Consider the following 22,881-nt stretch of genomic DNA (forward strand, 5'->3'; position numbering starts at 1 on the left):
GCAGCCGCTCACCACTGCCCGGTTTCTATGCGAATCGCCACTTCGCAGTCGTCGAAGATCTCCAGCTTGGCGATCTTGACGCGCACGCCCAGCACGCCGGGCAATTGCATCAGCCGGTTGGCGAGCTTGCCGATCAGGCTTTCGAGCAGGTTCACGTGCTCGGCGCGGCACTCGTCGATGATGATCTGGCGCACTTTGCGGTAGTCCAGCACGTGCAGGATGTCGTCGTCGCGCGGCGACAGCGGCTGGGCGCCCAGGCTCAGTTCGGCGTCCACCTGGATGGGCTGGGGGTCGGTCTTCTCGTGCGAGAGGATGCCCAGGTTGGCGTCGAAGCGCAAACCGCTGAGCGTGAGGATCTGGGTGCCTGTGGCGTGGGTGGTCGTCATGGTGTTTCCTGTGTGAGCGGGTGGGTGCTCACATCAACGAGAAATCGCGCTCGAATTTCATCAGGTGCTGGCCGCCGTCCACCATCAGCGTGGTGCCGGTGATGGAGCGGTTCTCCAGCGCAAAGCGCACAGTGGCGGCCACGTCTTCGGGGGTGGAAGAGCGGCCCAGCGGGCTCAGGGCGTGCAGCTGTGCGAATTTCTCGTCGCTGAGCATGTGGCTCGTGAGCGTGAGGCCCGGGGCCACGCCCACCACCCGCACCCTCGGCGCCAGCGCCAGCGCCAGCATGGTGCCGGCGGCTTCCAGCGCCGCCTTGGACAGCGTGTAGCTCATGAAATCGGGGTTCTGGTTCCACAGCTTCTGGTCGAGCAGGTTGACCACCGCGCCCTGGGCATCGGCCTCGCCGGCCGCTGCGCGGGCCTGCAGGTGCTCGTGCAGGGCCTGGGCCAGCAGCACCGGGGCGCCGGCATTGCTGCGCAGGTGCTTTTCCAGGCTGGCAAAGCCCAGCGTGGCGGCGTTGTCATGCTCGAACAGCGAGGCGTTGTTGACCACGGCATCGAGCGCGCCGAAACGTTCCACCACGCGCGGCACCAGGGCGCGCACGGCGGCTTCGTCATCGAAGTCGCCATCGAAATGCGCGCTCTGGCCCGCTGACAGTCGCGCGCACTCGGCTACCGTGTCGATGGCGTCCTGCTCGGAGCTGCGGTAGTGCACGGCCACCTGCCAGCCGCCGGCCGCCAGCGCCAGCGCAATGCTGCGGCCCAGGCGCCTGGCGGCGCCGGTGACAAGCACAGTACGGGGGCGGGGTGAAGAAGGCATGAGGGACAATGCGGGCCGTGAAGAAAACACCCGACAGTTTAACGACCGCCCTCACGGCGCACATTGCCGATGCCATTGCCGCCGCTGGCGGCTGGATCGGCTTCGACCAGTTCATGGCCCTGGCCCTGTACACGCCCGGCCTGGGCTACTACGCCAACGACTCCGCCAAGTTCGGCCTGCTGCCCGAATCGGGCAGCGATTTCGTGACCGCGCCCGAGCTCACGCCGCTGTTCGGCCAGACCCTGGCCGTGCAGGTGGGCGAGGCCTTCGAGCGCACCGGCACCAGCCAGGTCTGGGAGTTCGGCGCCGGGTCCGGCGCGCTGGCGCTGCAGCTGCTCGATGCCCTGGGCGAGCGCGTGCAGCGCTACACCATCGTCGACCTTTCGGGCAGCCTGCGCGGGCGCCAGCAGACGCTGCTGGCAGCGCACGCGCACAAGGTGCAATGGGTCGATGCGCTGCCCGAACGTTTCGAAGGCGTGGTGGTGGGCAACGAGGTGCTCGACGCCATGCCCGTGAAGCTGCTGGCCCGCCATGGTGGCCAGCACGGGGGCGTGTGGCACGAGCGCGGCGTAGCGCTGCACGACGGCGCCTTCACCTGGGCAGACCAAGCCACCGACCTGCGCCCGCCGGTGGAGGTGGAGGGCCCGCAGGACTACCTGACCGAGATCCATCCCCAGGGCGAGGGCTTCATCCGCATGCTGGCTGACCGCCTGCAGCGCGGTGCGGCCTTCCTGCTGGACTACGGTTTTGGCGAGAGTGAGTACTACCACCCCCAGCGCCACATGGGCACCGTGATGTGCCACCAGGGCCATCTGTCCGACAGCGACCCGCTGGTGGAGGTGGGCCGCAAGGACATCACCGCCCACGTCAACTTCACCGCCATGGCGCTGGCCGCGCAGGAGGCCGGCCTGCAGGTGCTGGGCTACACCACGCAGGCGCACTTCCTAATCAACTGCGGACTGGCCCAGCGCATGGTGGAACTGCCCCCCCTGGAGCGCGCCACCGCCGCCAAACTCATCATGGAGCACGAGATGGGCGAGCTGTTCAAGGTGCTGGCCCTGGGCGCGGGCGAGCCCTGGGAGCCCGTGAGCTTTGCCCAGGGCGACCGTTCGCACCGGCTGTAGCTGTCAGCCGCCGGGCAGCGCGCCGCCCGGCGCCGGCCCGGCATTCAGGGTCAGCGCATCGCTGCGGTCCTTGAGGCCTATGCCCGTGAGCCCCAGGCGCCGCGCCTCGGCGCACAGCCACCACAGGCGCGCCGCCGCAGCGGCCGGCGCCAGCCCCTCGGGCCGCACGTTGGAGATGCAGTTGCGTTCGGCATCGCTGCGGCCCGCCTGCGGGTGCCAGGTGAGGTAGATGCCCAGGCTGTCGGGTGAACTCAGGCCCGGGCGCTCGCCGATCAGCACCGCCACCATGCGCGCACCCAGCAGCGCGCCCACCTCGTCGCCCAGCGCCACGCGCGCCTGGGTGGCGATGGCAACCGGGCCGATGTGCCAGCCCGGCGGTGCCGTGCGCAAAATGGCTTGCACCAGCGGCAAGGCATTGCGCTCGGTGGCCAGCGCCGACAGGCCGTCGGCCACCACCAGCAGCAGGTCGCAGCCCGCACCATCGCTATCCGCCTGGCCGCGCAGCCGCTGCGCATCGGCATCGCCCAGGCGCCGGCCAAGGTCGGGGCGTAGCAGGTAGGTGGCACGGTCGGGCGCGGCGCTGGCCACGCGCAGCGTGGTGCAGCCCAGCCCGGCGAGCTGCACCGCCAGCGTGTCGGCGTCGAGCGGCAGGTGCACGGCATCGCGTGCCTGGGCATGGGCCAGGCCGAAGTCGAGCAGCTCGCGCGTGGGGATGGCCGTGCCCGCGCGGCCCAAGGCCAGCCGCGCTGCGGTGTGGGCGCGCAGGTCGCCCCAGGGGTCGGGCGGAGGGCCGGTGAAGGGCGCTGGATCGTTCATGCCCGCATACCGATCTGCCGCAGCTGCGCAATGGCTGCCTGCTGCTGCGCAGCGGGAAGCAGCCGCCCCGCGCCGTCGGCCAGTTGCATGCGTTGCAGCCAGGCCTCGAACTCGGGCGCGCGCTTGAGGCCCAGCACCTCGCGCAGGTACAGCGCGTCGTGGAACGAGGTGCTCTGGTAGTTGAGCATGATGTCGTCGGCCCCGGGCACGCCCATGATGAAGGTCAGGCCCGCCACGCCCAGCAGCGTCATCAGCGTGTCCATGTCGTCAGAATCGGCCTCGGCATGGTTGGTGTAGCAGACGTCGCAGCCCAGCGGCACGCCGAGCAGCTTGCCGCAGAAATGGTCTTCCAGGCCGGCGCGGATGATCTGCTTGCCGTCGTACAGGTACTCCGGCCCGATGAAGCCGACCACCGTGTTGGTGAGCAGCGGCGAGAACGCGCGCGCCACGCCGTAGGCCCGCGCCTCGCAGGTCTGCTGGTCCACGCCGTGGTGGGCGTTGGCCGACAGGGCGCTGCCCTGGCCGGTCTCGAAATACATCACGTTGTCGCCCAGCGTGCCGCGCTTGAGGGACAGGGCCGCCTCGCGCGCCTCGCGCAGCAGCGCCAGGTGGACGCCAAAGCCGGCGTTGGCCTTCTCGGTGCCGGCGATGGACTGGAACACCAGGTCCACCGGCGCGCCCTGCTCGATCATCTGCACGGTGTTGGTCACGTGGGTCAGCACACACGATTGCGTGGGGATCTGCAGCTTGTCGATCACTTCGTCCAGCATGTGTACCAGGCCGGTGAGGGCGGCGATGCTGTCCGTGGCCGGGTTGATGCCGATCACCGCGTCGCCCGCACCGTAGAGCAGGCCGTCGACCATCGACGCCGCGATGCCGCGCAGGTCGTCGGTCGGGTGGTTGGGCTGCAGGCGCACGGCCAGGTGGCCCGGCAGGCCGATGGTGTTGCGAAAGCGCGTGACCACCCGGCAGTTGCGCGCCACGGCCACCAGGTCCTGGTTGCGCATGAGCTTGCTCACGGCGGCGGCCATCTCGGGGGTGAGGCCGCCCGCCACGGCGGCAAGCGCGGCCGTGTCGGCGGCCAGCAGCCAGTCGCGCAAGCCGCCCACGGTGAGGTGGGCGATGGGTGCAAACGCCGCCGCGTCGTGCGTGTCGATGATCAGGCGGGTGACCTCGTCGCTCTCGTAAGGCACCAGAGCTTCGCTCAGGAAGCGCGCCAGCGGCACGTCGGCCAGGCACATGCGCGCGGCCATGCGTTCCACTGCCGACCCCGCCGCGATGCCGGCCAATGCGTCCCCAGAACGCGCTGGCGTGGCTTTGGCCATCAGTTCGCGCAGGTCACCAAACACCCAGTGGGTGCCGCTGACGGTGTGGTGGTAGGGGGCCGGCGCGTGCATGGTCGAGTAAGAGCGGTTGGGGGTCAGGCAATGATGACGTGGCTGCCCGCCGCCTGCAAGGCCGACAGGGCGCGCGCACCCGCATCCGTGATGATGGTGTCGATGTCGGCCAGGCCGGCGTACACCACGCGGCTGGCCTGGCCGATCTTGCTGTGGTCGGCCAGCACGATGAGGCGCTGCGCCTGCCCCGCCATGGCGCGCGCCACTGCGGCCTCGCGGTGCTCGAAGCTGGTGGCCCCGTGCTGGCCGTGGATGCCTACGGGCGAGAGCAGCGCCACATCGGCGCGGTAGCGGTGGATCTCTGCCACCGTGGTGTCGCCATGGGTGGCCTGCACCCCGGGGTCGGTACGCCCACCCAGCAGGATCACCTCGTTGCGCGCCGTCCGTCCAGCATCGGCCCCGGCCAGCCGCAGTGCCACATTGAGCCCATTGGTCACCACCGTCATCCCGGACAGGGCCGACAGCTCCTCGGCCAGGATGGTGGTGGTGCTGCCGGCATCCAGAAACAGCGTCTGCCCGGGCTGCAACTGCTGCAGCGCGGCGCGGGCGATGGCGCGCTTCTCGCGTTCACGCACGGCCTGGCGCACCGACAGCGGCGGCTCGGGCTCGGGGCCGGGGGCCACCACACCGCCGTGCACGCGGCGCAGCACGCCCTGGGCCTCCAGTTCAACGATGTCGCGGCGCACGGTCTCGCGCGATACATCGAGCTCCTGCGCGATGCGCTCGGTGCTTACGCGCGACAGCGTCGACAGCAGCGTGCGGATGCGTATGAATCGTTCTTCCTGCAGCATGTCCTTCAGGTCCTGTCGGGTGTGTTCGTCATGCGGTGGGCCGGCGCTTGCGCGCCAGCAGGTGCAGTGCCAGTGTCAGCGATCCCACCACTGCCATGATGCAGGTCGAGAACGCCGCTGCCTGCGAGGTGAAACCGGCCTCGTCCAGCCGCATCACCGTGACCGCACCCATGGGCAGCGACGGGGTGATCAGGAAGATCACGGCCGACAATGTCACCATGGAGCGCATGAACAGGAACACCAGCACCGCCAGCAGCGTGGGCATGAGGGCCGGCAGCACCACGTCGCGCAGCACGCGCCAGGTGCCGCCGCCCAGCACGGTGGTGGCGTCTTCGAGCGTGGCGGGCACGTTGCGCATGCCGGTCATCATGGTCACGAAGCCCTGCGTGTGGTAGTGATAGTAATTGCACAGCGCGAGCAGAATGGCCGTGCCGTACAAGAGACCCCAGGGCATGCCGCCCGCGTTGAAGGTGAATACGTAGGCCAGGCCCAGCACCAGCCCCGGCACGCCCACCGGCAGGGCCGAGAGCAGCGTGGCGGCGCGTGCCACAGGCCCCGGCAGGCGGCGTATTCCAAAGCACAGCAGGAACAGCAGGGTGGTGCCGATGCTGGCGGCCAGGGCCGATACCCAGAGCGACGTCCACAGCGGCGCATAGCCGCCCGCAATGGTGATGTCGTAATGCTTGAGCGACAGGTCCAGCCGGTAGGGCCACAGGCGGATGAAGCTGGCGAGCACGACGGTGGCCACCACGGCCACGATGGAACCGGCAATGACCAGGTTGGCGAAGAAGAACGCGGTGTCGCGGCCTGCCCGGCGTGTGGGTATGGGCGGCAGGGCCGACTCGGCCCCGGCGCCCGCGCGCCGGGCCGCAAAGCGCTCGATGAAGATCGACAGCGCCGCAGGCGCCAGCATCAGCAGGCCCACCACCGCCCCCATGCCGAACTTCATCTGCCCGCTGACCTGGTTGTAGATCTCGGTGGCCAGCACGGGGAAGTTGCCACCGATCACCACGGCGTTGCCGAAATCGGTGATGGTGATGGTGAAGACCACGAAGGCCGCGCTCAGCAGGCCGTAGCGCGCCTGCGGCAGTGTGATGTCGCGGAACTGGCGCCACGGCGTGGCACCCAGCACCTCGGCGGCATCGTACTGGCGCGCGTCGCCCTGGCGCAGGGACGTGCGCACGATCAGTACCGCCTGGGGCAGGGCATACAGCACGTCGGCAATCAGCAGGCCCCAGAAGCCGTAGATATCGGGCCGCACACCGAGCATCTTGCCCACGATGCCGTTGCGCCCGAGCAGGAAGATCAGCCCCAGGCCCAGCACCAGCGAAGGGGCCAGCATGGGCAATGCCAGTGCCATGCCCACGAAATTGCGCCCCGGCATGCAGGTGCGCTCCATCCCGTAGGCCACCACGAAGGCCAGCAGCAATGTGACGGCCGTGGTCACCGCACCCAGCAGCAGGCTGTTGGACAGGGCGCGCCACACGCCCGGCGTGTCCAGCAGCGCGGCGTAGTTGCCCCAGCCGATGCCGCCGCTGTCCTGCATGAAGCTGCGCCAAGCGATGGACAGCATGGGAATGCCGAAGAACAGCACCAGCGCCGCCAGCGGCAGCCACAGGCAGGCGCGCAGCAGCCAGCGTTCGCCTGCACTCATGGGGGGCAGGGCGGCGCTGCTCATGCCTGCACCCAGGCGCAGTCGTCGGCGTTCAGGCCCAGGGCCACGGCATCGCCGGGTTGAAGCGGCTGGGCGCTGCTGGTTTCCACCAGCAGGTCCAGGTCTTGCCAGCGCACCTGTATGCGCTGGATGCTGCCCAGGAAGGTGGTGCCGAGCACGCACCCGGGCGCGTCGGCACGCGCCTCGATGCGCAGGCGCTCGGGCCGCACGCACAGCAGGGCCATGCCATCGGGTGCCGAGCCGGGTAGTGTTGGCTGCAGGGTCTGCGCCTGCGCCGGGGTGAGCAGGTTGCTGTGCCCCATGAAGTTGGCGACGAAGCGGGTGCGCGGGCGCAGGTACAGCTCCCGTGGCGTGCCGGCCTGCTCGATGCGGCCCTGGTGCATGCAGACCACGCGGTCGGCCATGGCCATGGCCTCCTCCTGGTCGTGGGTGACCATGATGGTCGGTATGCCCAGGCGCCGCTGCACTTCGCGCAACTCATGGCGCAGGTCGGCGCGCACGCGCGCGTCCAGCGCCGACAGGGGCTCGTCGAGCAGCAGCAGCGAGGGGTTCACCGCCAGCGCACGCGCAATCGCCACGCGCTGCTGCTGGCCACCCGACAACTGCGCCGGGTAGCGCCCGACGAAGTCGGCCAGGCCCACCATGTCCAGGAGTTCGGTCACCCGCGCCTTGGTGGCTGCTGCAGGCGTGTTGCGGATGGCCAGGCCGTAACCCACGTTTTGTGCCACGGTCATGTGCGGGAACAGGGAGTACGACTGGAACACGATGCCAAAGCCGCGCTCGCGCGCCGGCAGCGTGGCCAGGTTGCGCTCGCCCAGCATGATGGCGCCACCGTCCGCCGGCAGCAGCCCGGCGACGATGCGCAGCAGCGTGGTCTTGCCGCAGCCGCTGGGGCCCAGCAGGCAGACGAATTCGGCGCTGCCCACGGTGAGCGTGATGCGTTCGAGCGCCACCTGGCCCTCGAAACTCTTGTGCAGGTCGGTGATCTGCAGGGACATGGTGGTGCGCGCGCCTTCTGGTTCTGGGGTGGTCGTCGAAACGGTGCTCGTGGCTCAGCGGCCGATGGTCTTTTGCCAGGTCGAGAGAATCGTGTCGCGGTCCTTGGCCGACTTGGCGAAATCCATCGGGTACAGGGTCTTGGACAGGTCCACCGGCAGGCCGGCTGCCTTGGCCGCCTTGGACTGGGGCGCGCCGGGGATGGTCACGATTTCCTTGTACTTGGTGTACAGCGCCGCGGCGCTGGGCGACAGCGTCCAGTCGAGGAAGCGCTTGGCATCGGCCTTGTTCTTCGACGCCGCCATCAGGCCCGAGGCCTCGAGCTCATAGCCCGCCCCGTCGGTCGGGATGACCATCTTCAGCGGAAAGCCTTCTTCCACCGACTGCATGGCGGCGAACGCCAGCGAGGTGCCGATGGCGAACTCGCCCGCCCGCGCGGCCTTGCAGGGGCGCGAGCCCGACTTGATGTACTGGGCCACGTTGCCGTCCAGCGCCTTGAGGAACTTCCAGCCTTCATCCGCGCCCTTGGACTGCAGCAGCGCCGCGATCTGCAGGTAGCCCGTGCCCGACGACACCGGGTTGGGCATGACCACCTCGCCCTTGTAGACGGGGTTGGTCAGGTCCTTCCACGACTGGGGCATGGGCAGGTTCTTGGCCTTGAGCACTTCGGTGTTCACGCAAAAGGCGGCCATGTAGCCGGTGGTGGTGAACCACTTGCCGTCGGCCGCCTTGTCCTTGGCGGCCAGCTTGTCACTGCCCTTGGCGGTGTAGGGCTCCAGCAGCGCAGTGATGCGTGGGTCCAATGTGTTGGTCAGTGCCCAGCCCCAGATCACGTCGTGCTGCGGGTTGCTGGCCTCGGCCAGGATGCGCGCACCCAGGTCGCCGGTGGACAGGCGCAGCACCTTCACGTCCACGTCGGGCATGTCCTTCTTTGCGGCAGCGACGTATTCCTTGATTTCGTCCTCTTCGAGGGCGGTGTAGGCCGTGACGGTGCCTGCATGCACTGCGGGCAGGCCGCCAGCGAGCACGCAGCACAGTGCAAGAAACCGCAAGGCCGAAAGAGTGGGGGAGTGGGTCAGCATGAATTTTCTCCAGAACGGTGCGTTGCAAGAAGTTGGGGCGGCGGGCCGCAGGACTCTCACCATATTTGTGCGTTTTATTGCACTTGTGCTAATTATTGTTTTTGCATGAAAATACACAAGCACTAAATATGCCAACCGCTGGACCCTTCGCACTGCGTGCCGAGGTCCGTCGATGGGCTCCATCCAACCTCCCTTGCCCTGATCGGTCGAATCCCATGAGCAGCACCACCCCTTCCCCTGCCGTCCTCGGCGGCGCAGCGTTCGTGTCCATCGCGCTGGCGATGGCCGACGCGGCGCGCGCCCCGTCGATGCGCTACTTCCGCACGCCGCTGGACGTGCTCACCAAATCGGATGAAAGCCCTGTGACCGTGGCCGACCGCGAGACCGAGGCCGCCATGCGTGCCGTGCTGCACGCGCAGTGCCCGGACCACGGCATCCTGGGCGAGGAACATGGCCGCGAGCGGCTGGAGGCGCCCCATCTGTGGGTGATCGACCCTATCGACGGCACCAAGAGTTTCATCACCGGCTCCCCGCTGTGGGGCACGCTGGTGGCCTTGCTGCACCAGGGCCGGCCGCTGCTGGGCCTGATGGACATGCCGGTGCTGGGCGAGCGCTGGGTGGGCGTGGCTGGTGAGGAAACGCAATGCAACGGCCACACGGTGCGCGCAAGCACCTGCCAGGCACTGGCGCTGGCGCGCATCTACACCACCTCGCCCGATGCCTTCACGGCCGATGAATGGCGCCGCTTCGATGCGCTGAGCCGCGAATGTGCGCTGCGGCGGTTCGGGGGCGACTGCTATTCGTACGCCCAGCTCGCGGCAGGGCATGTGGACCTGGTGGTGGAGGCCGGCCTGCAGCCCTACGACTACCTCGCGCTGGTGTGCCTGGTCGAGGGGGCCGGCGGCTGCATCACCGACTGGCAGGGACGTGCGCTCTCGGTCGACTCGGACGGCAGGGTAGTGGCGGCTGCCACCCCGGCGCTGCACGCGCTGGCGCTCCAGCGCCTCCAGGGCGCTTGAAAGGGACGCAAGGCGGCTGATGCTTAGCTGTTTTGGTTGTTAATAACTGAGAAAACATTCGTTCCCAGAACAAGCGGCGCGACCTAGAGTGAAGGTCTCAGGGGCACATATGCCCAGATTCCCCACGAGGTTCCCATGTCGGCCGTCCTTTCACCCGCTTCCAATCCTCCGCCCGCCATAGCCGACGATGCGCTACCGCAAGGTCTGGTGATCCGCACCGTGGCCGGCTCCGCAGGCCCGTTGGGTGCCGAGGTGCTGGGCCTGGACCTGGCGCGCCCGCTGGGCCGGGAGGACTTCGCTCGCATCCACCGCGCGCACCTGGACCACCATGTGCTGGTGTTTCGAGACCAGCGCATCACGCCGCGCCAGCACATCGATTTCAGCCGCCTGTTCGGGCCGCTGCAGATCCACGTGCTCAAGAATTTCCAGCTTGCGGACCATCCCGAAATCCTGATCGTCTCCAACATCAAGGACGCCGCTGGCCAGCCCATCGGTCTGGGCGATGCGGGCCACTACTGGCATTCGGACCTGTCGTACAAGGACAAGCCCAGCCTGGGCTCGCTGCTGCACGCGCAGGAGCTGCCGGGCGAGGGCGGCGACACCCTGTTCGCCGACCAGCATGCCGCCTACGATGCCCTGCCCGAGGCGCTCAAGGCGCGCATCGCGCCGCTGCAGGCGGAGCACAGCTACCTGGCCAAGTACGAGGAACTGCGCGCCCGCAGCCCCTGGCGCCCGAAGCTCACCCAGGCGCAGATCGACGAGGTGGCGCCTTCCATCCACCCCGTGGTGCGCACCCACCCCGAAACGGGCCGCAAGGCACTGTTCGTGAGCGAGCACTTCACCACGCGCATCGTCGGCCTGCCCGAAGACGAGAGTCAGGCCCTGCTGGCCGAACTGTTCGCCGCCAGCGTGCGCCCCGAATTCACCTACCGCCACCCGTGGCAGCCGCACGACCTGGTGTTCTGGGACAACCGCTCGGTCACGCATCTGGCTGCGGGCACGCCGGATACCGAGCGCCGCAAGCTGTATCGGACAACGATCGAGGGTGATCGCCCGTTCTGATCGACCCCTCTCAGTTTTGCCCCTTCCTTTTTCTTGACCGCACAGGACTCCATGACCATGTTCCAGACCACCCGCCGCCGCATCGTGCGCAAAACCATCGCCGCCCTGGCCACCGCCGGGCTGCTGGCTGGAGGGTTGGGCTTGACCACCAGCGTCCACGCGGCCGAAGGCCAGCTGCGCATTGCGCAGCAGTTCGGCATCGTCTACCTGCTGCTCAACGTGGCGCAGGAGAACAAGCTCATCGAGAAGCACGGCAAGGCCGCAGGCGTGGACATCAAGGTCGAGTTTTTGCAGCTCTCGGGTGGCTCGGCCGTCAACGATGCGCTGCTGTCGGGCAACATCGACATCGCCGGTGCCGGCGTGGGGCCGCTGTTCACGCTGTGGGATCGCACCAAGGGGCGCCAGAACGTCAAGGGGGTGGCCTCGCTGGGCAACTTCCCGTACTACCTGGTGAGCAACAACCCGGTCGTGAAGACCATTGCGGACTTCACCGACAAGGACCGCATCGCGCTGCCGGCCGTCGGTGTGTCGGTGCAGTCGCGCGTGCTGCAGATGGCCTCGGCCAAGCTCTGGGGCGAGAAGGAGTTCAACCGCCTGGACAAGAACCAGGTGGCCCTGCCGCACCCCGATGCGGCGGCGGCCATCATCAAGGGCGGCACCGAGATCACGGGCCACTTCGGCAACCCGCCCTTCCAGGAGCAGGAACTGGCCGGCAACCCCAAGGCGAAGATCGTGCTCAATTCGTACGATGTGCTGGGCGGCCCGGCATCGGCCACCGTGCTCTACGCCACCGAGAAATACCGCGCCGAGAGCCCCAAGACCTACAAGGCCTTCGTCGATGCACTCGATGAAGCCGCGAAGTTCGTCGCCGCCAACCCCGAGAAAGCGGCCGACATCTACCTCAAGGTGGCCGGCGGCAACACCGACCGCGCGCTGTTGCTGAAGATCATCCAGAACCCCGAGGTGCAGTTCAAGGTGCGCCCGGAGAACACACTGGGCATGGGCCAGTTCCTGCACCGCGTGGGCGCCATCAAGAACCAGCCGACCGCGCTCAAGGACTACTTCTTTGAAGACGCCCTCACGGCGTCTGGCAACTGAGCCCAGACCATGAACGAGCACGCCATCCGGCTGGGGCCCTTTTCGCCGCCGCTGCAGAGCGAGCGGGCCGCGCTGCAGGAGGCGGCTGAAGGCCTTGGTACCCATGCCGAGCCGGTTGGGGTGGGCGCTGCCGGGCTGCCTGCCGCACTGCTGCAGGTGCAGGGCGTGAGCATCGACTACCGCACCCGCGAACGCGTGGTGCGTGCTACGCACCGCGTGGGTTTCGACGTGCATGCGGGCGACCGCTTCGTGCTGCTCGGTGCCTCGGGTTGCGGCAAGTCCACGCTGCTGAAATCCATTGCCGGATTCATTGCGCCGAGCGAGGGGCAGATCCTGCTGAACGGCCGCGCCGTCACGCGGCCCGGGCCCGACCGGGTGGTGGTGTTCCAGGAGTTCGACCAATTGCCGCCCTGGAAGACGGTGCGCGACAACGTGATGTTCCCGCTCCTGGCCTCACGCAGCGTGGGCCGCAGGGAAGCCGCCGAGCGCGCAGCGCTCTACATCGACAAGGTGGGGCTGACAAAGTTTGCCGACGTGCACCCGCACCAGCTGTCGGGCGGCATGAAGCAGCGCGTGGCCATTGCGCGCGCGCTGGCCATGCAGCCCCAGGTGCTGCTGATGGACGAGCCCTTTGCCGCGCTCGACGCCCTCACGCGCCGGCGCATGCAGGAGGAACTGCTCTCGCTGTGGGACGAGTTTCGCTTCACGCTGATCTTCGTCACCCATTCCATCGAAGAGGCGCTGGTGGTGGGCAACCGCATCGCCATCCTCTCGCCGCATCCGGGGCGGCTGCGCGCCGAGCTCAACAGCCACCAGTTCGGGCTGCACAGCCTGGGCGGTGCCGACTTCCAGGCCACGGCGCAGCGCATCCACCGCCTGCTGCTCGACGAGCCCGTAACTGGGGCCGTGCCGGGCTCGGTGCAGGCCGATGCCGAGGCCCTGGCACCTGGCCGCCGCGATGGCGTGCCGCTCATTGCCCCACAGCGGCCTGCGGGTTCGCTGCCTTTCCAGATTTCCGTATGAGCGCTTCCCTGCTGACCCCTCCCGTGCGCCCCGATTTCGAGCGCAGCCTGGAGCCGCTGGGCGGCATCGCGCCCGTGCAGCCCTTGCCGCTGGCGGCGCGAATCTGGCAACAGGCGTGGGTGCGCAAGTTGGTGATCCTGGCGGTGCTGGCCGTGCTGTGGGAGGTGGTGGCGCGCTGGCAGGACAACGACCTGCTGCTGCCCACCTTCCTGCACACCGCCAAGGCGCTGGTGGAGGGCCTGGCCTCGGGCGAGTTGGTGGCCAAGACGGCGATATCGCTGTCGGTGCTGCTCAAGGGCTACCTCGCGGGCATTTTCGGGGCTTTTGTGCTCACCACACTGGCCGTGTCCACCCAGTTCGGGCGCGACCTGCTGTCCACGCTGACCTCCATGTTCAACCCGCTGCCGGCCATCGCATTGCTGCCGTTGGCGCTGCTGTGGTTTGGCCTGGGGCAGGGCAGCCTGGTGTTCGTGCTCATCCACTCGGTGCTGTGGCCGCTGGCGCTCAACACCTACGCGGGCTTTCAGTCCGTGCCCGAGACGCTGCGCATGGCCGGGCGCAACTACGGCCTCACGGGCATCCGCTACGTGCTGCAGATTCTGGTGCCCGCCGCGTTGCCGTCCATCCTGTCGGGCCTGAAGATTGGCTGGGCCTTTGCCTGGCGCACGCTGATCGCGGCCGAGCTGGTGTTCGGCGCGTCGTCGGGCAAGGGAGGGCTGGGCTGGTACATCTTCCAGAACCGCAACGAGCTCTATACCGACAAGGTGTTTGCGGGCCTGGTGCTGGTGATCCTGATCGGCCTGGCGGTGGAGAGCCTGGGCTTTCATACGCTCGAACGCCTGACCGTGCGCCGCTGGGGTGTACAGCGCTGAAGTTAGCGCCGGCCACCCTACACTCGGGGCATGCTCCGCTGGTTCCTCGTCGTCTTTCTCGCGCTGATGTGCATCAGCTGGCTGTCGCCCATGCTGCGGCGCATCGGCTTCGGCAGGCTGCCGGGCGACCTGCGCTTCACATGGCGGGGACGGGAGTGGGACATACCTCTTGCGTCGACCCTGCTGCTGAGCTTCATCGTCAGCCTGATCGCCAAATTCATCTGATTGCCCTCAGTCCCCTGCCTCCTGCAGGGCTTGAAGGAAGGCCTTGCGCCACCAATGCACGTCATGCTCGCGGATGCGCGCCATGAGCTTCTGGTGCCGTGCCTGCCGTTCGGGCAGCGGCATCTGCAGGGCATGCTGGATGCTGTCGGCCGTGCCCTGGGTGTCGTAGGGGTTCACCAGCAGCGCTTCCTTGAGCTGCTCGGCCGCGCCGGCAAAGCGCGAGAGCACCAGCACGCCGGGGTCCTCGGGGTCCTGCGCCACCACGTATTCCTTGGCCACCAGGTTCATGCCATCGCGCAGCGGGGTCACCAGGCCCACGGCGGCGGCGCGGCACAGGCCAGGCACGCGCTTGCGTGCCACGGTGCGGTGGATGTAGCGCACCGGCATCCAGTCGAGTTCGCCGTAGTCGCCGTTGACCGAGCCGCACAGCCCTTCGAGCTCCTGGCGCAAATCCGAATAGGCATGCACGTCATCGCGCGAGGGCGAGGCGATCATGATCATCGTGGCGCTGTTGCGGTTTTCGGGGTAGCGGTCCAGCAGCTCGCGGTAGGCGCGCACGCGGTGCGGTATGCCCTTGGAATAATCGAGCCGGTCGATGCCCAGCAGCAGGCGGCGGCGCGAATACTCGTCGCGGATGTTCTCGTAGGTTTCCACGGCGTCGGGGGCCTCGGCGAGGCGCGTGAACTCATCCACGTCGATGCCGATGGGAAAGGCCTGCACCTGCACCGTGGCGCCAAACGCACGAAGTCGCTGGGCGCCCACTTCCTCGGCACTGCCCTCGTTGCGTACATAGCGCGTGAAATGCGCCACATCGGCCTCACTCTGCAGCCCCACCAGGTCATAGGCGAACAGCGAACGCATCAACCACTCGTGCTGCGGTATCGCCGCCATGATCAGCGGCGGCGGCATAGGGATGTGCAGGAAGAAGCCGATGCGCTGGCGGCAACCCATGGCGCGCAGCTCTGCGGCCAGCGGGATCAGGTGGTAGTCATGCACCCAGATGACGTCGTCGTCGCGCAAGAGCGGCAGCAGCTTGCGCGCGAACATCTGGTTCACGCGGCGGTAGCCGGCGATGTAGCTGGCGTTGAAGTCGGCCAGGTCCAGCCGGTAGTGGAACACCGGCCACAGCACGCTGTTGCTGTAGCCCTGGTAGTAGGCATCGTGGTCTTCGCGGCACAGGTCCACGGTGGCCAGGGTCACGGCACCGGCGCTGCGGGTGTGCATCTCGCCCTCGCCAGGCGTGCCCCCCTCGACCACGGTGCCGCTCCAGCCGAACCAGAGCCCTCCGGTCTGGTTCAGGGCTTCGCCCAGGGCGACCGCGAGGCCTCCGGCGGCGGGTTTGCGGGGATCGGCAAGGCGGTTGGAAATGACAACAAGACGGCTCATCACCCGATGATCCGTGCAGATCGCCGGCGGGCCGTGTCGGACAGGGCCGCGAACTGGTGCGTCAAATCACGCTGTCCCATGGGGCCGACAGGCGCACGGCGGCGTTGATCACGCCCACCATCGAGTAGGTCTGCGGGAAGTTGCCCCACATCTCCTGGGTCTCGGGGTGGGTGTCTTCCGAGAGCAGGCCCAGCGGGTTGCGCGCTGCCAGCATGGTCTCGAAGATGGCGCGCGCTTCGTCCTTGCGGCCGATGCGCGCGAGCGCATCGATGCGCCAGAAGGTGCAGATGTTGAAGGCCGTCTCGGGCTTGCCGAAATCGTCGGCCGCCTCGTAGCGGCGCATGTAGGGGCCGTCGCACAGGCTCTTTTCCATGGCTTCCACCGTGCTCACGAAGCGCGGGTCCCTGGGGTCGATCAGGCCGACCTCGGCCATCAGCAGCACGCTGGCGTCGAGCTCGTTGCCGCCAAAGCTCTCGGCAAAGGCCTGGCGCGATTCGCTCCACGACTTGGCGAGGATCTCCTCGCGCATGCGTTGGGCATGGCCGTGCCAGTAGGCGGCCCGGTCGGGCAGGCTGAGGGCGGTGGCGATCTTGGCCAGGCGGTCGCAGGCGGCCCAGCTCATGAGGGCCGAGGAGGTGTGCACCCGCGCCCGCGTGCGCAGCTCCCACATGCCCGCATCGGGCTGGCCGTAGACGCGCACCGCGTTCTCGCCCACCTGTTCAAGCCGGGTGAACTCGCCCAGGCCTGCGCGGTGCAGCAGCCGGTGGTCGTGGAAGGCCTGGGCCGCACCCAGCACGATGTTGCCGTACACGTCGTGCTGGAAATGCTCGGCCGCCTGGTTGCCCACGCGCACCGGGCCCATGCCGCGGTAGCCCGCCAGCTGCGGCATCATCGATTCGGGCAGCTCGCGCTCCAGGCCAATGCCATACAGCGGCTGGATGTGGCCGCTGCCCGCATCCACCACCACGTTGCTCAGCCAGCGCAGGTAGTCCTCCATGGTGCCCACTTCGGAGATGCTGTTGAGCGCGCGCACCACGAAGAAGGCATCGCGCAGCCAGCAGTAGCGGTAGTCCCAGTTGCGCCCGCTGTGGGCCGATTCGGGGATGCTGGTGGTCATGGCCGCCACAATGGCGCCCGTGTCTTCGTACAGCGAAAGCTTGAGGGTGATGGCAGCGCGGATCACCGCGTCCTGCCACTCCAGCGGCACGGCCAGGGCCCGGCTCCAGCCGCGCCAGTAGGCGGTGGTCTCCTGCTCGAACAGGCGCGCCGTGTCGGCAATGCCGTCGAGCAGGCTCTCGTCGGCTCCCAGGATGAAGTTGTGCTCGCGCGTGAGCACGAAGGGCTGGCCCGAGAGCACATGCGACACCGGTGCGTCGGTGGACAGGCGCAGCGCCATGCTGCCGCCCACGTAGCGGATGTGGTTGCTGCCGCGCGTGATGTGGGGCTCGGTCTGGCCCCAGTCGTACTTCACCTTCACGGCCACGCGGATGCGCGGCGAGCCCTGGATGGGGCGCACCCGGCGCACCAGCGTCATGGGCCTGAAGTAGCGCGAGCGGCTGTAAAAACGCGGGGCGAAGTCGGTGATCTCGACCCCATGCCCGGCCTTGTCGAACAGCTGCGTGCGCAGGATGGCGGTGTTGGGTTCGTACCACTGGTGGGCCGAGGCCATGTCCTCGATCTCGATGGCGAAGTGGCTGCCTTCGTCCCCCGGCTGCAGCAGGGCGTTGAAGACCGGGTCGCCGTCAAAGCGCGGCAGGCAGCACCACACCATGCGCGCATGGTTGTCGATGAGGGCGCTGATGGCGCAATTGCCGATCATGCCCAGGTTGAGCGAGCCCTGTTGCGGGTCCACGGCGGAGGTGTTGGGGTGTTCGGTGGTCATCGTGCGCGTTCCCAGGAGGTTCGTGCCGCCGACAGCCAGCCACGCAATGCGGCTGGTGTCATGCAGCGGTGTTGTGCCAGCGTCGGGCCCTCGCCCACCTTGATGCCCCAGCCGCCCAAGGCGGTCACGGCGGCAAAGCCGGATTCGTCGGTCACGTCGTCGCCGGCGAATACCGGGATGCGCCCTGCGAACGGCGGCAGCGTCATGAAATCGGTGATGGCCTGGCCCTTGTGCACGCCGCGCGGTTTGACCTCGAGCACGAACTTGCCGTCCATCATCTCCACGCCGTGCACCTGCTGCATGGCGGCCAGCAAGGTGCCGCGGCACAGGTCCTCCAGATGCGGTGCCAGGCGATAGTGCAGTGCCACGCTGGCGCGCTTGGGCTCCACCAGCAGGCCGGCGTGCTGCACGGCCAGTTGGGTGGCCGCCTGCAGCACGGGCGCCAGGTCCGGCGGCACCACGGCAGGGCGCGAGCCGTCGGCCAGACGGTACTGAGAGCCATGCTCGGACGCCAGGGGCAGCACCAGAGGGTCGAGAAAGTGGTCGATGTCGGTCTCGCGCCGCCCCGTCACGATGGCCAATGCGCCATCCAGGTGGGTGCTCAGGGCAGCGAGGGTGGGAACCAGCCCCGCAGAGATGCGCACGGCCTCGGGCCGGGGTGCCATCTCGGTGAGCGTGCCATCGAAATCCAGAAAGAGCGCATGGGCCGTTGTCAAAAAGGGAAGCAGCTGCATGTGGCGGCACCTTAGCAGACAGCTGGGTGGCCTGCCAGCGCGTGGGGGTGGCGTGTGCAGGGACCTGATGGCCTGAGAGAGTGCCCGAAAACCCGCGCCAGCATTGGGGTGTTCAGCTGCCAGGGGCTTGAAATGAGAGCTTTCGGGCCCCATTGTCACAAGATGAAAAGGGTGTTTGTCTTACAAGCAAGTGCCCCGTTGCCAGCGCACGCTGAGCGTACCCATGGAGATTTTGCGTGACCGAAGAAGCCCCCCACATCGTCTGCCCCCACTGCCACACCACCAACCGCGTCCAGCGCGCAGACCTTGGCAGTGCCCCCGATTGCGGCAGCTGCCACCAGCCCCTCTTCGCCGGAGCGCCCGTGGCGCTGGATGCGGCTTCGTTCGACAGGCATGTGGGCCGCAGCCACCTGCCAGTGGTGGTGGATTTCTGGGCCCCCTGGTGCGGCCCTTGCCTGCAGATGGCGCCGGCCTTCGCCCAGGCAGCACGTGACCTGGAGCCCCAGGTGCAACTGGCCAAGCTCGACACCGAGGCCCACCAGGCGATTGCAGGCCGCTTCGGCATCCGCAGCATTCCCACAATGATAGTGTTCAAGGAGGGCCGCGAGGCGGCACGCATTTCCGGCGCGATGAACGCCAGCGACATTGCGCGTTGGGTGCGCAGCGTCAGCTGACCCTGCCCTGCCGGGGGTGCGACATCAGCGGATGCCGAGCACCCGGTCCAGCGAGATGTTGCCCGCGCCGCGCCCTGCGATGTACAGCAGCAGCCCCACCCACGACAGGTGGGTAGGCCAGGCATCGGGATAGACAAAGACCTGGATCACCAGTGTCATGCCCAGCAGCGCCAGGGCCGACAGCCGTGTGCACAGCCCCAGCACCAGCAGCACCGGGAACACATGTTCGGCCACCGTGGCCATCTGCGCCGCCAGCTCGGGCGGCAGCAGGGGCAGCTTGTACTCCTCGCGGAACAGCAGGTAGGCGCTGTCCGAAATGGTGAACCAGCCCTCCACCTTGGTGCGTGCCGACATCCAGAAGATCGCTGCGATGCCCACCCGGTTCACCAGGGCCAGCAGGCTGTGGGGCGTGAGCCAGGCCAGCGCATCGGCCAGCCGGCCCAGCCAGTGGCGCGGCCCGGTGGCGGATACGGTGGGCGTGACCTGGGGGAAGGGGGTGGTGTTCATGGGGTGTCCTCGTCAAGGTGGGGTGGGGCGCACAGCGCGCCGGCCTGCAGCAGCTGCGCCATCAGCGCGCCCAGGTCGGCGCCGGGTTCTGCCTGCTGGGCATGGGCTGCAGCCGGCTCCAGGGGCAGTGCCGCAGCGCAGGCGTCCAGGAAGGCGATGCCCGCGCGTGCCAGCGGCATCCACTGCACGGCCCCCTCGGGGCGGGTGAGCAGGGCGCCGTCGCCCTGCCACGGCAGTTCGGCATCCAGGGGTGTGCCCTCGCGCTGGCGCTGCCACAGGGTGCTGGCCGGGTGCTCCTCGCTCCAGGCCCAGCGCGCGGCGGGATGTGGGGCCAGGCACAGGCCGGACAGGGCTTCGGGGGACTGCCGGGCCAGCCAGGCGGCGTCCAGCAGGGGGGCATCGGCCGCCAGGTGGCTTTCGGTCCAGCAGCGGTCCAGCCGTGCCACGGCAGGCAGGTAGGGCAGGCCGGCGGCCGCTTCGAAGCCTTGCAGAAAGTGTGCAAAGCCTTCGCCATAGGCCATGAGCCGGCCATCCGTCGGCGGCCGGGCCTGAACGAACAGGCCTGCGGCCGCGCGGAACCATTCTTCGCCCACCAGCGCGCAGACGGTGGGGTAGTTGGCCTGCAGCGCATCGATGCAGGCCTTGTGCACGGTATTGCGGTACACGGCGAAGCCGGGCTGGGACCGCAGGGCGGACAGCCAGGGTGCGGTGTCCGCTGGGTGGGCGCCCTGGGGCATCAGTGCGGCGGCCACTCCATCCTGGAAGGTGCTCAGCTGCATGGCAGGGCCTCGGTGAGCGCCGCGTGGGCGCGGCCGCGCTCGGCGAGCAGAACCTCAAGCGCCGGCAACTGGTCGTCGCGTTCGATCAGGGTGGGCAGCGGGCCGGTGGTGGCGATCACGCGCTGGTACAGGGCCCATACGGCATCGGCCACCGGGGCATCGTGGCTGTCGATCAGCAGGGCCTCGCCCAACTCGGGGTCGGCATGGTGGCCCGCCAGGTGGATCTCGGCCACGGCGTGCAGGGGAAAGGCGCCGAGGTAGTCCTCGGCGAGGGTGCCCAGGTTGTGGGCGCTGATGTAGACGTTGTTCACGTCCAGCAGCAACTGGCAGCCGGTGCGCCGCACCAGCTCGGCCAGAAAGTCGGTCTCGGCCCAGTCATGGCCATCGATGTGCAGGTAGTGCGTGGGGTTCTCGACGGCGATGGGGCGCTGCAGCACGTCCTGCGTGCGGGCGATGTTGGCGGCAATGCGCGCCAGCGCCGCATGGGTGCGCGGAAAGGGCAGCAGGTCGGGCAGGTAGTGTCCGCGCCACGTGGACCAGGCCAGGTGCTCGGAGACGATGGCCGGCTCGATGCGCCTTGCCAGCGCGGCCAGCCGTGCCAGGTGCGCTTCGTCGGGCGGCGCATCGGCTGCCAGCGACAGCGATACGCCGTGCAGCGCCACCGGGTGCTGCGCACGGATGGCTTCGAGCCAGGCCAGGCGCGGTCCGCCGTCGGCCAGGTAGTTCTCGGGGTGCACTTCCCACCACAGCCCCGGGTCCGTGCACTGCACGGCCTGCGCGTAGTGCTGGGGCTTGAGCCCCAGGCCGGCGGTGAGGTGTGCGGCTGCCATGGCGGCGGGTCTGGTGGTGAACGAAGATCAGCTCTTCATGGGCGTCAGCGTGCCCATGCCCTTGGGCGTCTTGATCGAGGCGCAGGTGCCGGCGGGCACGAACTTCCAGGCATTGGCCTGGTAGTCCACCTTGGAGGTGCCAGCACAGGTGGTGCCGGCGCCGGCGGCGCAATCGTTCTTGCCGGCCATGGACACGCCATAGCACTTCTCCATGGCGGGCTTGGCCGCTTCTGCGGGCTTGGTCTGTGCAATGGCTGCGCCGGATGCGAGTGCCGCAAGGGCCAGGGCGCCAAGGCTGAGGGTGCGTGAGGTCATGTCGGAATCTCCGTAAAGCTGAAGGGTTTGTGGAACAGACCGGATGGATTGCCGGGTGCGGATGCGCCGTGGCTACCGATCTGCGTTGTAATTCGCGCTGTCTGGCGGCCGGGTTACACCAACTGCATCAGAAATCAAAAAAAGTTTTTTTGCACCCGCTGTAACCCGTAGGTCTGGCATTGCGAATACCTGTGAGGGAGAAAACATGGAGATCGAAGAGAGGCTGCGTGGGTTGCTGCTGCTGGGCCTGGATGCCGACGCGGTCGCCTACCAGCGATTTTTGAAAGAGCTGAGCGCGCACCTGCGGGCTTTTCTGCGCAGGCGGCTGTCGCAGCGGCCCGACGAGGTGGAAGACCTGGTGCAGGAGACCTTGCTGGCCGTGCACAACCAGCGCCATACCTACCGGCCCGACATGCCGGTAACGGCCTGGGCGCATGCGATCGCGCGCTACAAGCTCATCGACTGGCTGCGCTCGCACCGGGTGAAGGGTGCGTTGAATGACACGTTGGACGAGGAGGCGGGCGAACTCTTCTCCACCAGCGACAGCGAGGCGGCCGAAGCCCGGCGCGACCTGGGGAAACTGCTGGAGACGCTGCCCGACCGCCAGCGCCTGCCCATCCTGCACGTGAAGCTGGAGGGCCTGTCGGTGGTGGAGACCGCACAACTCACGGGGCTGTCGGAGTCGGCAGTCAAAATCGGCGTACACCGGGGACTCAAGGCCCTGGCCGCCAAGATCAGGGGAATGGCATGAGAACCGAAGAATTGATCCAGTTGCTGGCCACGGATGCCGGCCCTGTGCCTGCACGGGACATAGAGCAGCGCTTTGCGCTGGCGTCGCTGGCCGGCATCGCAGGGGCCGGCGTGCTGATGGCTGCGGTGTTCGGCGTGCGCCACGATCTGGTGCAGACCATGGGCCTGCCCATGTTTTGGGGCAAGCTGGTGTTTGCCGCCGCGCTGGCGGCCGCCGGCATGGCGCTGCTGCGGCGCATGGCGCGGCCGGGCATGGCGGTGGGCCATGCGGCCGCGTTGCTGGCCGTACCGCCGTTGGTGCTGTGGGCCATGGCGGCGGGCACCCTATCGCAGGCCGAGCCGGCCGAGCGCATGGCGCTGATCCTGGGCAGCACCTGGCGCAGTTGCCCGTTCAACATCGCACTGCTGTCGGTGCCGGCTTTCATCGCCAGCTTCTGGGCCCTGAAAGGGGCGGCCCCCACGCGCCTGGCCTGGGCCGGTGCGGGGGCCGGCCTGCTGTCCGGGGCGCTCGGGGCGCTGGTCTATGCATTGCACTGCCCCGAGATGGCCAGCCCCTTCCTCGCCGTGTGGTACCTGGCCGGCATGGCCCTGCCCACGGCGCTGGGCGCCGTGCTCGGCCCCCGCCTGCTGCGCTGGTAGCG

Annotated in this window: 25 protein-coding genes; 10 read left to right on the forward strand and 15 right to left on the reverse strand. The window is 68.3% G+C overall.

What is annotated here, in order from left to right; genetic code table 11:
• Positions 1 to 8: 8 nt before the first annotated feature.
• Complete coding sequence (locus ACSQ3Y_RS05205; protein WP_057266428.1) at positions 9 to 386, reverse strand: dihydroneopterin aldolase; 378 nt, start codon at positions 384 to 386, stop codon at positions 9 to 11.
• A 28-nt stretch (positions 387 to 414) separates the two neighbouring features.
• The gene (locus ACSQ3Y_RS05210; RefSeq protein ID WP_436176636.1) at positions 415 to 1,203 is read right to left on the reverse strand and encodes an SDR family oxidoreductase; all 789 of its coding nucleotides are present in this window, start codon (positions 1,201 to 1,203) and stop codon (positions 415 to 417) included.
• 8 nt (positions 1,204 to 1,211) lie between these two features.
• Here ACSQ3Y_RS05210 and ACSQ3Y_RS05215 point away from each other — a divergent pair, with 8 nt between their 5' ends.
• On the forward strand, positions 1,212 to 2,327 hold the full coding sequence (locus ACSQ3Y_RS05215) for a class I SAM-dependent methyltransferase (RefSeq protein ID WP_436176637.1): 1,116 nt from the start codon (positions 1,212 to 1,214) through the stop codon (positions 2,325 to 2,327).
• Positions 2,328 to 2,330: 3 nt separating this feature from the next.
• On the opposite strand, the gene eutC is transcribed toward ACSQ3Y_RS05215, so the two are convergent.
• The 6 genes from eutC to ACSQ3Y_RS05245 are packed head-to-tail and all read right to left on the reverse strand — an operon-like array spanning position 2,331 to position 9,084.
• Positions 2,331 to 3,143, reverse strand: a complete 813-nt coding sequence (gene eutC, locus ACSQ3Y_RS05220; RefSeq protein WP_436176638.1) for an ethanolamine ammonia-lyase subunit EutC — start codon at positions 3,141 to 3,143, stop codon at positions 2,331 to 2,333.
• Positions 3,140 to 4,540 (reverse strand): ethanolamine ammonia-lyase subunit EutB, encoded by a 1,401-nt coding sequence (locus tag ACSQ3Y_RS05225; protein WP_436176639.1) that lies wholly within the window; start codon positions 4,538 to 4,540, stop codon positions 3,140 to 3,142. Before ACSQ3Y_RS05225 ends, eutC begins: the two co-directional genes overlap by 4 nt.
• 23 nt (positions 4,541 to 4,563) lie before the next feature.
• Complete coding sequence (locus tag ACSQ3Y_RS05230) at positions 4,564 to 5,331, reverse strand: DeoR/GlpR family DNA-binding transcription regulator (protein ID WP_436176640.1); 768 nt, start codon at positions 5,329 to 5,331, stop codon at positions 4,564 to 4,566.
• Between the two features lie 28 nt (positions 5,332 to 5,359).
• A complete protein-coding gene (locus tag ACSQ3Y_RS05235; RefSeq protein ID WP_436176641.1) occupies positions 5,360 to 7,009 on the reverse strand; it encodes an ABC transporter permease subunit in 1,650 nt (549 codons plus the stop codon).
• Positions 7,006 to 8,004: an ABC transporter ATP-binding protein gene (locus ACSQ3Y_RS05240; protein ID WP_428002621.1), complete on the reverse strand. Its 999-nt coding sequence runs from the start codon at positions 8,002 to 8,004 to the stop codon at positions 7,006 to 7,008. The genes ACSQ3Y_RS05235 and ACSQ3Y_RS05240 overlap by 4 nt, the downstream gene beginning before the upstream one ends.
• Positions 8,005 to 8,058: 54 nt before the next feature.
• Positions 8,059 to 9,084, reverse strand: coding sequence for an ABC transporter substrate-binding protein (locus tag ACSQ3Y_RS05245; RefSeq protein ID WP_436176642.1), 1,026 nt, complete (start codon positions 9,082 to 9,084; stop codon positions 8,059 to 8,061).
• Between the two features lie 215 nt (positions 9,085 to 9,299).
• On the opposite strand from ACSQ3Y_RS05245, the gene hisN reads away from it, so the two are divergent.
• The 6 genes from hisN to ACSQ3Y_RS05275 all read left to right on the forward strand — a co-directional run bounded on the left by hisN (position 9,300) and on the right by ACSQ3Y_RS05275 (position 14,383).
• The gene (gene hisN / locus ACSQ3Y_RS05250) at positions 9,300 to 10,103 is read left to right on the forward strand and encodes a histidinol-phosphatase (protein WP_428002619.1); all 804 of its coding nucleotides are present in this window, start codon (positions 9,300 to 9,302) and stop codon (positions 10,101 to 10,103) included.
• Between the two features lie 135 nt (positions 10,104 to 10,238).
• Positions 10,239 to 11,165: a TauD/TfdA dioxygenase family protein gene (locus tag ACSQ3Y_RS05255; RefSeq protein ID WP_436176643.1), complete on the forward strand. Its 927-nt coding sequence runs from the start codon at positions 10,239 to 10,241 to the stop codon at positions 11,163 to 11,165.
• 57 nt (positions 11,166 to 11,222) lie between these two features.
• Entirely contained in the window at positions 11,223 to 12,263 is a 1,041-nt protein-coding gene (locus ACSQ3Y_RS05260; protein ID WP_057200235.1) for an ABC transporter substrate-binding protein, read from the forward strand.
• A 9-nt stretch (positions 12,264 to 12,272) separates the two neighbouring features.
• On the forward strand, positions 12,273 to 13,286 hold the full coding sequence (locus ACSQ3Y_RS05265) for an ABC transporter ATP-binding protein (RefSeq protein WP_436176644.1): 1,014 nt from the start codon (positions 12,273 to 12,275) through the stop codon (positions 13,284 to 13,286).
• Positions 13,283 to 14,158 carry an ABC transporter permease gene (locus ACSQ3Y_RS05270; RefSeq protein WP_436176645.1) on the forward strand — a complete coding sequence of 292 codons (876 nt, stop codon included), beginning with the start codon at positions 13,283 to 13,285 and terminating at the stop codon, positions 14,156 to 14,158. The genes ACSQ3Y_RS05265 and ACSQ3Y_RS05270 overlap by 4 nt, the downstream gene beginning before the upstream one ends.
• Before the next feature lie 30 nt (positions 14,159 to 14,188).
• Positions 14,189 to 14,383, forward strand: coding sequence for a DUF2905 domain-containing protein (locus ACSQ3Y_RS05275; RefSeq protein WP_057199975.1), 195 nt, complete (start codon positions 14,189 to 14,191; stop codon positions 14,381 to 14,383).
• 6 nt (positions 14,384 to 14,389) lie between these two features.
• On the opposite strand, the gene otsA is transcribed toward ACSQ3Y_RS05275, so the two are convergent.
• From otsA to otsB, 3 genes are all read right to left on the reverse strand, one after another.
• On the reverse strand, positions 14,390 to 15,769 hold the full coding sequence (otsA, locus tag ACSQ3Y_RS05280; RefSeq protein ID WP_057199976.1) for an alpha,alpha-trehalose-phosphate synthase (UDP-forming): 1,380 nt from the start codon (positions 15,767 to 15,769) through the stop codon (positions 14,390 to 14,392).
• Positions 15,770 to 15,830: 61 nt separating this feature from the next.
• Complete coding sequence (locus ACSQ3Y_RS05285; protein WP_057199977.1) at positions 15,831 to 17,651, reverse strand: glycoside hydrolase family 15 protein; 1,821 nt, start codon at positions 17,649 to 17,651, stop codon at positions 15,831 to 15,833.
• Entirely contained in the window at positions 17,648 to 18,385 is a 738-nt protein-coding gene (gene otsB / locus ACSQ3Y_RS05290) for a trehalose-phosphatase (protein WP_057199978.1), read from the reverse strand. The genes ACSQ3Y_RS05285 and otsB overlap by 4 nt, the downstream gene beginning before the upstream one ends.
• 236 nt (positions 18,386 to 18,621) lie before the next feature.
• Between otsB and trxC the strand changes: the two genes are divergently transcribed.
• Positions 18,622 to 19,059 (forward strand): thioredoxin TrxC, encoded by a 438-nt coding sequence (trxC, locus tag ACSQ3Y_RS05295; RefSeq protein ID WP_428002616.1) that lies wholly within the window; start codon positions 18,622 to 18,624, stop codon positions 19,057 to 19,059.
• Between the two features lie 24 nt (positions 19,060 to 19,083).
• Here the strand turns inward: trxC and ACSQ3Y_RS05300 are convergent, their stop codons facing one another.
• From ACSQ3Y_RS05300 to ACSQ3Y_RS05315, 4 genes are read right to left on the reverse strand one after another with little or no spacing between them, the layout of a single operon-like run.
• Positions 19,084 to 19,566 (reverse strand): DoxX family protein, encoded by a 483-nt coding sequence (locus tag ACSQ3Y_RS05300; protein ID WP_057199980.1) that lies wholly within the window; start codon positions 19,564 to 19,566, stop codon positions 19,084 to 19,086.
• The gene (locus ACSQ3Y_RS05305; RefSeq protein WP_436176646.1) at positions 19,563 to 20,345 is read right to left on the reverse strand and encodes an HvfC/BufC N-terminal domain-containing protein; all 783 of its coding nucleotides are present in this window, start codon (positions 20,343 to 20,345) and stop codon (positions 19,563 to 19,565) included. The genes ACSQ3Y_RS05300 and ACSQ3Y_RS05305 overlap by 4 nt, the downstream gene beginning before the upstream one ends.
• The gene (gene bufB, locus ACSQ3Y_RS05310; protein WP_057199982.1) at positions 20,336 to 21,175 is read right to left on the reverse strand and encodes an MNIO family bufferin maturase; all 840 of its coding nucleotides are present in this window, start codon (positions 21,173 to 21,175) and stop codon (positions 20,336 to 20,338) included. Before bufB ends, ACSQ3Y_RS05305 begins: the two co-directional genes overlap by 10 nt.
• A gap of 27 nt (positions 21,176 to 21,202) precedes the next feature.
• A complete protein-coding gene (locus tag ACSQ3Y_RS05315) occupies positions 21,203 to 21,490 on the reverse strand; it encodes a BufA1 family periplasmic bufferin-type metallophore (protein ID WP_057199983.1) in 288 nt (95 codons plus the stop codon).
• Positions 21,491 to 21,695: 205 nt separating this feature from the next.
• Here ACSQ3Y_RS05315 and ACSQ3Y_RS05320 point away from each other — a divergent pair, with 205 nt between their 5' ends.
• Positions 21,696 to 22,241 carry a sigma-70 family RNA polymerase sigma factor gene (locus tag ACSQ3Y_RS05320; protein WP_082608005.1) on the forward strand — a complete coding sequence of 182 codons (546 nt, stop codon included), beginning with the start codon at positions 21,696 to 21,698 and terminating at the stop codon, positions 22,239 to 22,241.
• Positions 22,238 to 22,879, forward strand: a complete 642-nt coding sequence (locus ACSQ3Y_RS05325) for a DUF1109 domain-containing protein (RefSeq protein ID WP_057199985.1) — start codon at positions 22,238 to 22,240, stop codon at positions 22,877 to 22,879. The genes ACSQ3Y_RS05320 and ACSQ3Y_RS05325 overlap by 4 nt, the downstream gene beginning before the upstream one ends.
• Positions 22,880 to 22,881 lie beyond the last annotated feature (2 nt).

This window comes from Acidovorax sp. LjRoot66, from assembly GCF_964253305.1.
Classification (GTDB): domain Bacteria; phylum Pseudomonadota; class Gammaproteobacteria; order Burkholderiales; family Burkholderiaceae_C; genus Acidovorax.

What these genes read in the sequence shown, in the direction of transcription:
- ACSQ3Y_RS05205 (WP_057266428.1), bottom strand. Translation starts at nt 386, where the DNA reads ATGACGACCACCCACGCCACAGGCACCCAGATCCTCACGCTCAGCGGT.
- ACSQ3Y_RS05215 (WP_436176637.1), top strand. Translation starts at nt 1,212, where the DNA reads ATGCGGGCCGTGAAGAAAACACCCGACAGTTTAACGACCGCCCTCACG.
- ACSQ3Y_RS05240 (WP_428002621.1), bottom strand. Translation starts at nt 8,004, where the DNA reads ATGTCCCTGCAGATCACCGACCTGCACAAGAGTTTCGAGGGCCAGGTG.
- ACSQ3Y_RS05315 (WP_057199983.1), bottom strand. Translation starts at nt 21,490, where the DNA reads ATGACCTCACGCACCCTCAGCCTTGGCGCCCTGGCCCTTGCGGCACTC.
- ACSQ3Y_RS05265 (WP_436176644.1), top strand. Translation starts at nt 12,273, where the DNA reads ATGAACGAGCACGCCATCCGGCTGGGGCCCTTTTCGCCGCCGCTGCAG.
- ACSQ3Y_RS05235 (WP_436176641.1), bottom strand. Translation starts at nt 7,009, where the DNA reads ATGAGCAGCGCCGCCCTGCCCCCCATGAGTGCAGGCGAACGCTGGCTG.
- bufB (WP_057199982.1), bottom strand. Translation starts at nt 21,175, where the DNA reads ATGGCAGCCGCACACCTCACCGCCGGCCTGGGGCTCAAGCCCCAGCAC.
- ACSQ3Y_RS05210 (WP_436176636.1), bottom strand. Translation starts at nt 1,203, where the DNA reads ATGCCTTCTTCACCCCGCCCCCGTACTGTGCTTGTCACCGGCGCCGCC.
- ACSQ3Y_RS05285 (WP_057199977.1), bottom strand. Translation starts at nt 17,651, where the DNA reads ATGACCACCGAACACCCCAACACCTCCGCCGTGGACCCGCAACAGGGC.
- ACSQ3Y_RS05305 (WP_436176646.1), bottom strand. Translation starts at nt 20,345, where the DNA reads ATGCAGCTGAGCACCTTCCAGGATGGAGTGGCCGCCGCACTGATGCCC.
- ACSQ3Y_RS05270 (WP_436176645.1), top strand. Translation starts at nt 13,283, where the DNA reads ATGAGCGCTTCCCTGCTGACCCCTCCCGTGCGCCCCGATTTCGAGCGC.
- ACSQ3Y_RS05300 (WP_057199980.1), bottom strand. Translation starts at nt 19,566, where the DNA reads ATGAACACCACCCCCTTCCCCCAGGTCACGCCCACCGTATCCGCCACC.
- eutC (WP_436176638.1), bottom strand. Translation starts at nt 3,143, where the DNA reads ATGAACGATCCAGCGCCCTTCACCGGCCCTCCGCCCGACCCCTGGGGC.
- ACSQ3Y_RS05325 (WP_057199985.1), top strand. Translation starts at nt 22,238, where the DNA reads ATGAGAACCGAAGAATTGATCCAGTTGCTGGCCACGGATGCCGGCCCT.
- ACSQ3Y_RS05320 (WP_082608005.1), top strand. Translation starts at nt 21,696, where the DNA reads ATGGAGATCGAAGAGAGGCTGCGTGGGTTGCTGCTGCTGGGCCTGGAT.
- ACSQ3Y_RS05225 (WP_436176639.1), bottom strand. Translation starts at nt 4,540, where the DNA reads ATGCACGCGCCGGCCCCCTACCACCACACCGTCAGCGGCACCCACTGG.
- otsA (WP_057199976.1), bottom strand. Translation starts at nt 15,769, where the DNA reads ATGAGCCGTCTTGTTGTCATTTCCAACCGCCTTGCCGATCCCCGCAAA.
- otsB (WP_057199978.1), bottom strand. Translation starts at nt 18,385, where the DNA reads ATGCAGCTGCTTCCCTTTTTGACAACGGCCCATGCGCTCTTTCTGGAT.
- ACSQ3Y_RS05255 (WP_436176643.1), top strand. Translation starts at nt 10,239, where the DNA reads ATGTCGGCCGTCCTTTCACCCGCTTCCAATCCTCCGCCCGCCATAGCC.
- ACSQ3Y_RS05245 (WP_436176642.1), bottom strand. Translation starts at nt 9,084, where the DNA reads ATGCTGACCCACTCCCCCACTCTTTCGGCCTTGCGGTTTCTTGCACTG.
- hisN (WP_428002619.1), top strand. Translation starts at nt 9,300, where the DNA reads ATGAGCAGCACCACCCCTTCCCCTGCCGTCCTCGGCGGCGCAGCGTTC.
- ACSQ3Y_RS05275 (WP_057199975.1), top strand. Translation starts at nt 14,189, where the DNA reads ATGCTCCGCTGGTTCCTCGTCGTCTTTCTCGCGCTGATGTGCATCAGC.
- ACSQ3Y_RS05260 (WP_057200235.1), top strand. Translation starts at nt 11,223, where the DNA reads ATGTTCCAGACCACCCGCCGCCGCATCGTGCGCAAAACCATCGCCGCC.
- ACSQ3Y_RS05230 (WP_436176640.1), bottom strand. Translation starts at nt 5,331, where the DNA reads ATGCTGCAGGAAGAACGATTCATACGCATCCGCACGCTGCTGTCGACG.